Source organism: Bradyrhizobium sp. P5_C11_2 (assembly GCF_054049755.1).
In genome coordinates, this window is the sequence record NZ_JBFULT010000242.1 from 1 (window position 1) to 10708 (window position 10708).

General features: G+C 63.7%; 10 protein-coding genes. All 10 read right to left on the reverse strand.

Features of this window, described 5'->3' with window-relative positions; all coding sequences use genetic code 11:
- A partial coding sequence (locus tag ACXJL8_RS21790) for a biotin/lipoyl-containing protein (RefSeq protein WP_456685557.1) occupies window positions 1-267 on the reverse strand: 267 nt, incomplete at its 3' end.
- 162 nt (window positions 268-429) lie between these two features.
- On the reverse strand, window positions 430-3387 hold the full coding sequence (locus ACXJL8_RS21795; protein WP_456620778.1) for a 2-oxoglutarate dehydrogenase E1 component: 2958 nt from the start codon (window positions 3385-3387) through the stop codon (window positions 430-432).
- Window positions 3388-3523: 136 nt separating this feature from the next.
- Window positions 3524-4408 (reverse strand): succinate--CoA ligase subunit alpha, encoded by an 885-nt coding sequence (sucD, locus tag ACXJL8_RS21800; protein WP_456620779.1) that lies wholly within the window; start codon window positions 4406-4408, stop codon window positions 3524-3526.
- Between the two features lie 23 nt (window positions 4409-4431).
- Window positions 4432-5058 carry a hypothetical protein gene (locus ACXJL8_RS21805; RefSeq protein ID WP_456620780.1) on the reverse strand — a complete coding sequence of 209 codons (627 nt, stop codon included), beginning with the start codon at window positions 5056-5058 and terminating at the stop codon, window positions 4432-4434.
- A 3-nt stretch (window positions 5059-5061) separates the two neighbouring features.
- On the reverse strand, window positions 5062-5541 hold the full coding sequence (locus tag ACXJL8_RS21810; RefSeq protein WP_456620781.1) for a DUF1579 family protein: 480 nt from the start codon (window positions 5539-5541) through the stop codon (window positions 5062-5064).
- 4 nt (window positions 5542-5545) lie between these two features.
- Entirely contained in the window at window positions 5546-6742 is a 1197-nt protein-coding gene (sucC, locus tag ACXJL8_RS21815; protein WP_456620782.1) for an ADP-forming succinate--CoA ligase subunit beta, read from the reverse strand.
- Window positions 6743-6961: 219 nt separating this feature from the next.
- Window positions 6962-7930, reverse strand: a complete 969-nt coding sequence (gene mdh, locus ACXJL8_RS21820; protein WP_008145224.1) for a malate dehydrogenase — start codon at window positions 7928-7930, stop codon at window positions 6962-6964.
- Window positions 7931-8173: 243 nt separating this feature from the next.
- The gene (gene zapE / locus ACXJL8_RS21825; protein ID WP_456620783.1) at window positions 8174-9361 is read right to left on the reverse strand and encodes a cell division protein ZapE; all 1188 of its coding nucleotides are present in this window, start codon (window positions 9359-9361) and stop codon (window positions 8174-8176) included.
- A 215-nt stretch (window positions 9362-9576) separates the two neighbouring features.
- The gene (gene thpR, locus ACXJL8_RS21830; RefSeq protein ID WP_456620784.1) at window positions 9577-10113 is read right to left on the reverse strand and encodes an RNA 2',3'-cyclic phosphodiesterase; all 537 of its coding nucleotides are present in this window, start codon (window positions 10111-10113) and stop codon (window positions 9577-9579) included.
- A gap of 171 nt (window positions 10114-10284) precedes the next feature.
- A partial coding sequence (locus ACXJL8_RS21835; protein ID WP_456685558.1) for an arylesterase occupies window positions 10285-10708 on the reverse strand: 424 nt, incomplete at its 5' end.

Below are 10708 nucleotides of genomic sequence, written 5' to 3' on the forward strand. Positions count from 1 at the left end.
CGCGGGGGCGGCGGCCGGCCTGGCGGCGCCGGCACCGTCGGTGATCTGGCCGAGCAGCGCGCCGACCGCAACGGTCGCGCCATCGGCAGCGATGATCTCGCTCAGCGTGCCGGCCGAGGGCGCCGGGACTTCGATGGTGACCTTGTCGGTCTCGAGCTCCACCAAGGGCTCGTCGACGGCGACGGGATCGCCGGCCTTCTTGAACCAGCGGCCGATGGTGGCCTCGGTGACGGATTCGCCGAGCGTCGGCACACGAATTTCAGTCATGGTCTTTTCCTTAAGGGATCGCCGGTGCGGTCATGAATTTTCAGGTGTCATCGCCCGCGAAGGCGGGCGATCCAGTACGCCGTGACGGTCGCGATGACGACGGGCGGCGCGGAATACTGGATGCCCCGCCTTCGCGGGGCATGACGACGTCTTAAAAACCTCTTAGCTCAGTGCTTCGTCCAGGAACGCCTTCAGCTGCGCCTGATGCTTGGACATCAGACCAGTGGCAGTCGCGGCGGAAGCGGCGCGGCCGACATAACGCGGACGCCGGCTCGCACCGTTCACCTGGTTGAGGACCCATTCCAGATAGGGCTCGATGAAGTGCCACGCACCCATGTTGCGCGGCTCTTCCTGGCACCAGATCACTTCGGCCTTCTTGAAGCGCGACAGCTCGGCCACCAGCGCCTTCAGCGGCACCGGATAGAGCTGCTCGACGCGCATCAGATAGATGTCGTCGATGCCGCGCTTCTCGCGCTCCTCGTAGAGGTCGTAATAGACCTTGCCCGAGCAGAGCACGATACGGCGGATCTTGTCGTCCGGAACAAGCTTGATGGCCTCGCTCGGCTGCATCTGGGCGTCATCATAGAGGATGCGGTGGAAGGTCGTATCCCTGGCGAGTTCCTCCAGACGCGACACCGCCCGCTTGTGACGCAGCAGCGACTTCGGCGTCATCACGATCAGCGGCTTGCGGATCTCGCGATGGAGCTGGCGCCGCAGCACGTGGAAGTAGTTCGCCGGCGTGGTCGGGTAGACCACCTGCATGTTGTCTTCGGCGCACATCTGCAAGTAGCGCTCGAGACGCGCAGAGGAGTGCTCCGGTCCCTGGCCCTCATAGCCGTGCGGCAACAGGCAGACGAGGCCGGACATGCGCAGCCATTTGCGCTCGCCCGAGGAGATGAACTGGTCGAACACGACCTGCGCACCGTTGGCGAAGTCGCCGAACTGGGCTTCCCACAGCGTCAGCGTGTTCGGCTCCGCGAGCGAATAGCCGTATTCGAAGCCGAGCACGGCTTCTTCCGACAGCAGCGAGTTGATGACCTCGTAATGACCCTGCTCGTGGCCGAGATGGTTGAACGGCGTGTAGCGGCTCTCGTCTTCCTGGTCGATCAGAACCGAGTGGCGCTGCGAGAAGGTGCCGCGTTCGGAATCCTGGCCCGACAGGCGGACATGGTGGTTCTCGTTGAGCAGCGTGCAGAACGCCAGTGCCTCGCCGGTCGCCCAATCGATGCCGACACCGGTGTCGATCGCCTTGGCGCGGTTGTCGAGGAAACGCTGGATGGTGCGGTGGACGCGGAAACCGTCCGGCACCTTGGTGATCTTGCGGCCAATGTCCTTCAGAACCGCAGTGTCGACGCCGGTGACGCCGCGCCGCGCATCCTCTTCCTGGTCGGCGATCTTGAAGCCGGACCACTTGCCGTCGAGCCAGTCGGCTTTGTTGGGCTTGTAGGAGGTGCCGGCTTCGAACTCGGCATCGAGCCGCGAGCGCCAGTCGGCCTTCAGCTTGTCGACCTCACCCTCGGTGACCACGCCTTCGGCGATCAGGCGCTTGGAGTAAAGAGTGAGGGTCGAGGGATGGGCCGCGATCCGCTTGTACATCACGGGCTGGGTGAACGCGGGCTCATCGCCCTCGTTGTGGCCGTAGCGACGATAGCACCACATGTCGATCACGACCGGCTTGTGGAACTTCTGCCGGAACTCCGTCGCGACCTTGGCCGCGAACACCACGGCTTCCGGATCGTCGCCGTTCACGTGGAAGATCGGCGCGTCGATCATCTTGGCCACATCCGACGGATAGGGCGAGGAGCGCGAGTAACGCGGATAGGTGGTGAAGCCGATCTGGTTGTTGACGATGAAGTGCACGGAGCCGCCAGTGCGGTAGCCCTTCAGGTCCGACAGGCCGAAGCACTCAGCGACCACGCCCTGGCCGGCGAACGCGGCGTCGCCATGCATCAAAAGCGGCATCACCGAGATGCGCTGGTCCGGCGGATCGCCATGCTGGTCCTGCTTGGCGCGGACCTTGCCGAGCACCACGGGATCGACGATCTCGAGATGCGAGGGGTTCGCGGTCAACGACAGATGGATGCGGTTGCCGTCGAACTCGCGGTCCGAGGACGCGCCGAGGTGGTACTTGACGTCGCCCGAGCCTTCGACCGCATCGGGGTTGGCCGAGCCGCCCTTGAACTCGTGGAACAGGGCGCGATGCGCCTTGCCCATCACCTGGGTCAGCACGTTGAGGCGGCCGCGATGCGGCATGCCGACCACGACTTCCTTCACACCGAGATTGCCGCCGCGCTTGATGATCTGCTCGAGCGCGGGGATCAGCGATTCGCCGCCGTCGAGACCGAAGCGCTTGGTGCCGGTGAACTTGGTGTCGCAGAATTTCTCGAAGCCTTCGGCTTCGACCAGCTTCATCAGGATGGCACGGCGACCTTCGCGGGTGAACGAGATCTCCTTGTCCAGCCCTTCGATGCGCTCCTGGATCCAGGCCTTCTGCGCGGCGTTGCTGATGTGCATGAACTCGACGCCGAGCGTCTGGCAGTAGGTGCGCTCGCAGATCGCCGTGATCTCGCGCAGCGTAGCGTATTCGAGGCCCAGCACGTGATCGAGGAAGATCTTGCGGTCGAAATCGGTTTCGCTGAAGCCGTAGGTGCGCGGGTCAAGCTCTTCGCGATTGCGCGGCGCTTCGATGCCGAGCGGATCGAGCTTGGCGTGGAAGTGACCGCGCATGCGGTAGGAGCGGATCAGCATCAGCGCGCGGACCGAGTCGCGCGTCGCCTGGAGCACGTCGGCGGAGGAGATATCGCCCCCCTTGGCCTGCACCTTGGCGGCGATCTTGCTGCCGACCGCCTTCTCGACTTCCGCCCAGTTGCCGTCGAGGGCGGAGGTCAGGTCGTCCTGCGGGGTCAGTGGCCAGTTGGTACGCTCCCAAGACGGGCCCTGGGCGTTCTTGCGGACGTCGTCCGGCTGGTCCTTCAGGCTCTTGAAGAACTCCTGCCACTCGGCGTCGACCGAGGACGGGTCCTTCTCGTAGCGGGCGTAGATTTCGTCGATGTAGGTGGCGTTGGTGCCCTGCAAAAAGGAGGAGAGGGCAAAGGCTGCGTTCGCGTCTTGGCGAGACATACTTGAGTTCCTGGCGATTTCGGTTCGCGCATAACAAACGGCGCTGGCGCTGAGCTCCCCGGCAGGGCTCAGCGCGACAGGCACCATTTATCCTATTTGCTGCGAAACTTCGCCCGGAAAAGTACGAAGAAGTGAATTAGCCTTTCAACTTTTCGGCAAGCGTGTGGCCGAGGCGGGCGGGAGACGGCGACACTGTAATCCCAGCCGATTTCATCGCGTCGGTCTTGGAGCCGGCGTCGCCCTTGCCGCCCGAGATGATCGCGCCGGCATGGCCCATGCGGCGGCCGGGAGGAGCGGTGACACCGGCGATGAAACCGACCATCGGCTTCTTGCGGCCGCGCTTGGCCTCGTCCTTGAGGAACTGGGCGGCGTCCTCCTCGGCGGAGCCGCCGATCTCGCCGATCATGATGATCGATTCGGTCTTGGGGTCGCCAAGCAGCATTTCCAGCACGTCGATGAACTCGGTGCCCTTGACCGGGTCGCCGCCGATGCCGACCGCGGTGGTCTGGCCGAGGCCTTCCTGCGAGGTCTGGAACACGGCCTCATAGGTCAGCGTGCCGGAGCGGGAGACGATGCCGACGCTGCCGGTCTTGAAGATGTTGGCGGGCATGATGCCGATCTTGCACTCGCCCGCGGTCATGACGCCCGGGCAGTTCGGCCCGATCAGGCGCGACTTGGAACCGGCCAGCGAGCGCTTCACGCGGACCATGTCGATGACAGGAATGCCTTCGGTGATGCAGACGATCAGCGGGATCTCGGCGTCGATGGCCTCGCAGATCGCATCGGCCGCACCCGGCGGCGGCACGTAGATCACCGACGCATCGGCACCGGTCTTCTCACGCGCCTCGCGCACCGTGTCGAACACCGGCAGGCCCAGATGCGTCGAGCCGCCTTTGCCCGGCGAAGTGCCGCCGACCATCTTGGTGCCGTAGGCAAGCGCGGCCTCCGAGTGGAAGGTGCCGTTCTTGCCGGTAAAGCCCTGGCAGATGACCTTGGTATTCTTGTCGATCAGGATGGACATGAGTTTTCCGCTTTCAGAACGAGTTATTGAATTGGACAGCGCGTGGTGTGTTTAGCCATCACGTCCCATTGGCCGTCGTTGGGGTATGCAAAGTTCGTGAAGAAGAGAGCTTCAGGTTGGCCTGAACCGCCGGAAAAGGTGACCTGTTTTCCGCAGTTTCCTCGCGCCTTCTCTTGGGTGAAGAACCAGCCTTCTTGGTTCTTGTACCTTCCCGACGTGTCCTTCGTGAGCGTCGATCCGAACTGGCGAGCGACCGCGCCAGCCAGTTCTTCGCTGTTGACGCGAGCGGCCGGCTGAATGGCGCAAATGTCGTATCTGAGTCCGACCTGCTCAGGCCGCACAATCGAGATATACAAGGATGCGCCGCCATCGAGATCCCAGACACTTTCGAAGGACATCTTCGGACCATTCTCGTTGTGCATGATCGGCATCGGCGCTGGTCCCGACCGAAGCAACTTCCAGTTTTCTGCGGCGGCCATTTTTTCGCCGGCAGCCATCATTGCTTCGGAGGACGCCGGCGCCACACAGACGCTTTCAAGGGTCGCGACCATTTTGTCCGACAGCGTTTCGGCAGAGGCTCCCGACGCCAGAATCTGCGCCGACATGAAGGCGACCGCGAAGCGCATATCGACGGACAAGCTTTCGTTCACGGCTCAATGCACCCGACGATAGACGCCGGTGAGCACGTCAGCCCAGCCTTCCGCGTCCGGCGAGAACTGGATCTTCAACGCGTAGGAATTGTCGTCGATGATCTCGTAGACGTGGCGCGCATTGCCGCGCAGCGAGCCGCGCACCAGCGTCAGGGTCTTGCCGACCCACCCGCCGGAGGCGGGCGAGGGCGGCGTGTATCCGAGCGAGTCGTACCAGAACAATTTGTAGGTCCGGTCCTCGCGGTCGTAGGTGAAGATGCCGTGGGTGGCGAAGATCTGCTTGCCGTCGCGCATCTGCACCGAGTCCTGGATCAGGTAGAACCCGTTGAGATCCATGCGCGCGACGGTGTGCGAGGTGGCCGGCCCGCCGGCATTCCAGCGCGACGGGAAGACCACCTCTTCGCCATTCCATTCGCCGGCGAACGCGGCGAGGCGCGCGTGCTCTGCAAGTGGAGATGATGCTGCGAGATGGTCTTGGGTCATGGCCTTAGCCTCCCTTGACGGCCTTCACGATCTTCTGCGCGGCGTCGTCGAGATTGTCGGCCGGCACCACGTTCAGGCCGGATTCACGGATGATCTTCTTGCCCAGTTCGACATTGGTGCCTTCGAGGCGGACCACCAGCGGCACGCTGAGGCCCACTTCACGCACCGCGGCCGTGACGCCTTCGGCGATCACGTCGCACTTCATGATACCACCGAAGATGTTGACCAGGATGCCCTTCACGTTGGGATCCGCGGTGATGATCTTGAAGGCGGCGGCGACCTTTTCCTTGCTGGCGCTGCCGCCGACGTCGAGGAAGTTCGCCGGCGCCATGCCGTAGAGCTTGATGATGTCCATCGTCGCCATGGCGAGACCGGCGCCGTTGACCATGCAGCCGATATTGCCGTCGAGCGTGACGTAGTTGAGGTCGTATTTCGACGCCTCGATTTCCTTGGCGTCTTCCTCGGTCTCGTCGCGCAGCGCCAGCACCTCGGGATGACGGAACAGCGCATTGTCGTCGAACGAGACCTTGGCGTCGAGCACGCGGAGCTGGCCCTGCTTGGTCACGACCAGCGGGTTGATCTCCAGCATCGACATGTCCTTGGCGACGAAGGCCGCGAACAGCTGCGCGGTGAGCTTCTCGGCCTGCTTGGCGAGGTCTCCCGACAGTTTCAGCGCGTTGGCGACGGTGCGGCCGTGATGGCCCATGATGCCGGTGGCAGGATCGACCGAGAAGGTGACGATCTTCTCAGGGTTGTTGTGCGCGACGTCCTCGATGTTGACACCGCCCTCGGTCGACACCACGAACGAGACGCGGGAGGTCTCGCGGTCGACCAGGATCGAGAGATAGAACTCCTTGTCGATGTCGGAGCCGTCCTCGATGTAGAGGCGGTTGACCTGCTTGCCGGCGGGGCCGGTCTGGATCGTCACGAGCGTAGCGCCGAGCATCTGCTTGGCGAATTCGGTGACCTCCGCGGCCGACTTGGCGATGCGGACGCCGCCCTTGTCGCCGGCCGAGGCTTCCTTGAACTTGCCCTTGCCGCGGCCGCCGGCGTGGATCTGGCTCTTCACCACCCAGACTGGGCCCGGCAGCGCCTTGGCCGCAGCGTCCGCGTCGGCGGCCTTCAGGACCGGAACGCCCTTGGAGATCGGCACGCCGAACTCGTTCAGCAGCGCTTTGGCCTGATATTCATGGATATTCATATGGTCGCTCCCTGAATCCGCGGGCGGTGACCTCGTAGGCCCACCTCAGTCTTGTGGCTGGCATACCATATACCACAGGAACTGCAACCCGGATTCTTTGACATCGATCTCTGGACTTGCGGACCCGGAACCCGCCAAGCCTTCAACAAGAGTTGCAGCCGGGCCCCGGAAATGAAACCGCCGAAGACCGGGTTTCGATCTTCGGCGGGAATGTTGCGCTTAGCGGCCGAGCAGGTCGGGCGCGATCTTCTTGCAGGCGTCGACTAGGCCCTGCACGGCGCCGACCGACTTGTCGAAGGCCTCGCGGTCTTTGCCGGCCAGCTCGATCTCGACGACGCGCTCGACACCCTTGGAGCCGATCACGACGGGCACGCCGACATACATGTCCTTCACGCCGTATTCGCCGTTGAGGTAGGCGGCCGAGGGCAGCACGCGCTTCTTGTCGCGCAGATAGCTCTCGGCCATCGCGATCGCGGAAGCGGCCGGGGCGTAGAAGGCCGAGCCGGTCTTGAGCAGGTTGACGATCTCGGCGCCGCCGTTGCGGGTGCGGTCGACGATCTCGTCGAGGCGCGCCTGCGAGGTCCAACCCATCTTGACGAGGTCGGGCAGCGGGATGCCGGCGACGGTGGAGTACTTCACCAGCGGCACCATGGTGTCGCCATGGCCGCCGAGCACGAAGGCGGTGACGTCCTCGACCGAGACGTTGAACTCGTCGGCCAGGAAGTAGCGGAAGCGCGCCGAGTCGAGCACGCCGGCCATGCCGACGACCTTCTTGTGCGGCAGGCCCGAGGCCTTCTGGAGCGCCCAGACCATGGCGTCGAGCGGGTTGGTGATGCAGATGACGAACGCGTCGGGGGCGTACTTCTTGATGCCGGCACCGACCTGCTCCATGACCTTGAGGTTGATGGAGAGGAGGTCGTCGCGGCTCATGCCGGGCTTGCGCGGCACGCCGGCAGTGACGATGCAGACCTTTGCGTTGTCGAGCGCCTCGTAGGAGTTGGCGCCGGTGTAGTGCGCGTCAAAACCGTCGACCGGCGAGGACTGCGCGATGTCGAGCGCCTTGCCCTGCGGCACCCCCTCGGCGATGTCGAACATCACCACGTCGCCCAGTTCTTTCAGGCCGATGAGATGAGCCAGCGTTCCGCCGATCTGACCGGAGCCAATCAAAGCAATCTTGTCGCGCGCCATGTGAACCTGTCCTTTAGACACGTAAGGAGGGGAAAACTGACAGGGTGGTTATCCCTTTCGCTTCCCCCGTTCAAGTCGCCGGATGCCCAATTGTCGGGCTTGCCGAGAATCCGGCCAGCAACCCCAAGCCGTCATTCCGGGGCGTCCGCGCCATTGCGCGGGCGAACCCGGAATCTCGAGGTTGGTAGCGCGAGATTCCGGGTTCGCGCTGACGCGCGCCCCGGAATGACGACCGCATAGGACTTAAGTCTCCACCAGGCCCTTGGTCGAGCCGCTGGCGGTGGAATCCTTGCGGCCGTGAGGCAGCGCCAGATAGGATTCCGAGCTCATCTCGATCAGGCGCGACGCCGTCCGCTTGAATTCGTTGGCCTCGTTGCCCTCGTCGGCGAGGTAGAGCGAAATCGGATTGGCATCGGCCGAGGCCATCAGCTTCACGGCATTGTCATAGAGCGTATCGATCAGCGTGATGAAACGCTTGGCGGCGTTGCGCTGAGAGAAATCCATCACTGGAATATGGTCGACCAGGACAGTGTGGTAGTCGTGCGCCAGCCTGAGGTAGTCGGATGCCCCGAGCGGCTTCTCGCAGAGATCGGCGAACGCAAACCGCGCCACGCCATGGGCCGAGCACGGCACGTGCAGGATGCGGCCCTTGATCGAAATATCGCGCGACTTGCATTTGGCGCCGCCGGTCATCTTCGACCAGGCGCGGTCGAGCGCGGTGTCCGCGTCAGTGTCCGCCGGCGTCAGCCACATCGGCACGCCCTGGAGTTTTTCCAGCCGGAAATCGGTGCGCGCATCCAGCCGCAGCACGTCCATGTGGTCGGTGATCTGCTTGATGAAGGGCAGGAACAGCGAACGGTTCAGGCCGCCCTTGTAGAGATCGTCGGGCGCGACGTTGGAGGTCGCGACCACCACGGTGCCCAATTCAAACAGCTTTGCGAACAGGCGGCCGAGGATCATCGCGTCCGCGATGTCGGTGACGTGGAATTCGTCGAAGCAGAGCAGCCAGCTCTCCTCGAAGATCGCGTTCGCGGTCAGCGCGATGACGTCGCCATCGGCGATCTCGCCGCGCGCGATGCCCTGGCGATAATCGTAGATGCGCTCATGCGCCTCGGCCATGAATTCGTGGAAATGCGCGCGCCGCTTGTGCTCGACGGAGGAGTACTGGAAGAACAGGTCCATCAGCATGGTCTTGCCGCGGCCGACCTCGCCATGGATGTAGAGCCCGTGCGGCGCGTCGTCCTTGTCGCTGCCGCTGAACAGGCGGCTGAGYAGGCCCTGCTTGCGCTGCGGCTTGTAATTCGCAAGCTGCTGGTCGAGCGCCGCATAGGCCTCGGCAACCTCGGCTTGCGCGGGATCGGGCTCGATCGCGCCGGACGCGATCTGGGCCTGATACGCCTCGCGGAATGAGGAACTGGGGGTCGAGAGCATGGCCCTTTACCGCCAGAGACGGAGGCAAATTGCAAGCCGTGAATTGGTGCGGGGGGTATGCGGTTTTTCTCCCTCTCCCCGTTCTTACGGTGAAAGGGAGGGGAGAGGGGCCTCTCTCCGCGCTCGAGATCGTTGAGAGACCTGTACCCCCTCACCCGAAATTCAAGCTGCGCTTGAATTTCGACCTCTCCCCGCAAGCGGGGAGAGGTAAGAAATCACGCACAGAGCTCGTAGGCGTCCTCGACCACATACGGGCCGCCGCCGGTCGAGGCGCGCGACGAGAACAGCACGAAGCGCTCGGCCATGAATGCCTTGCTCGGGAAGTAGCCGCGCAGCGAGAGGTAGTCGGCGACGTCCTGGTCGGAGGCGTCGTGCAACCGCGCCAGCGTGACATGCGGAATGAACTTGCGCCCCTCGGGGTCGAGGCCGATCCGCTGCATCATCCGTTCGAGCTCGGCCTGCAATTCGATCAGCGGCTTGCTCGGCGCGATGGTGGCGACCACCGCGCGCGGCTTGCGTCCACCGAAACTCATCAGCCCCTGCACCTTCACCTCGAACGGCTTGCGGTTGACGCGAAACAGCATCGAGGCGATCTCGTTGGCGGAGATGCCGTCGATGTCGCCGATGAAGCGCAGGGTGACGTGATAATTTTCGGGATCGATCCAGCGGGCGCCGGGAAGGCCGCCCCTCAAGTTGGAAAGCGTCTGGCCGACCTCGGCCGGGATTTCCAGACCAGTGAACAAACGCGGCATCGTTCAGCACTCCCGATGCTTGGGTACGGCCCCTGAGCAGGACCCTATCCAAATTAGAGCCGGCGACGAATCACCGGTACCCTGATTCCTATCGCAGTTGTATGACTCTGCAAGCTTGGCGCGGGCCACTCCGGGAAAACCCCGGGGATTAGGGTTAGCGCTGCCTGCATTTCAACGACGTTGCTCGCTTATGGTGCGCAGGAATGCCTCCACCGTAGGCATGATGTTGTGGACGATGATGTCGACGCCGGCCGCGGTCGGATGAATGCCGTCGGCCTGGTTGAGCTTGGCGTCGGCCGCGACACCGTCGAGGAAGAACGGATAGAGCGGCACGTCGAATTTTTTCGCCAGATCCGGATAAATCGAATTGAAGCGCGCGGCGTATTCGGCGCCGTAATTCGGCGGCGCCAGCATGCCGCAGAGCATCACCGCGATCTTGCGCGCCTGCAGCCGCTGGACGATGTCGGTCAGCGCGGCCCGCGCCARGTCCGGATCGATGCCGCGCAGCGCGTCGTTGGCGCCGAGCTCGACGATCACGCCCTCGGTTCCCTCCGGCACCGACCAGTCGAGCCGGTCGCGCCCCCCGGAGGTGGTG